Annotated in this window: 1 protein-coding gene; it reads right to left on the minus strand. The window is 67.0% G+C overall.

Going from position 1 to position 379, the window contains the following annotated elements:
* A partial coding sequence (locus tag ACX4ZE_RS23190; protein WP_480275589.1) for an AMP-binding protein occupies positions 1-379 on the minus strand: 379 nt, incomplete at both ends.

Here is a 379-nt window from a genome sequence, read left to right on the forward strand (position 1 = left end):
CCCCCACCGGCACCGGCCGTAACCGGCCATCCAACACGAACACCCGCATATTCCCCACCGGGGTACCGATCGGGATCGTCGCTTCGACCTCACGCGAAACCATGTAGGCCGTTGCGTAGAACGTCTCGGTCGGCCCGTAGCCGTTGACGATGCGCACCCCCGGCAGCAGCGCCCGAGTCCGCTCCACGACCTGTGGTGTCAACGGTTCACCGGCGAAGATGACGGTGTCGGCGGTGATGCGTAGGGCGGGGCGGTCGAGTACTTCGGCGAACGCCGACGGTACCGTGCTGATCACGTCTCCGGACCAGCCGTCCCGTTCGGCGAGGACCAGCACATCGCGCACCACCTCCACCGTCCCGCCCCCACACAGGGTCGAAAA

It is taken from the genome of Nocardia sp. TBRC8007 (assembly GCF_056629435.1).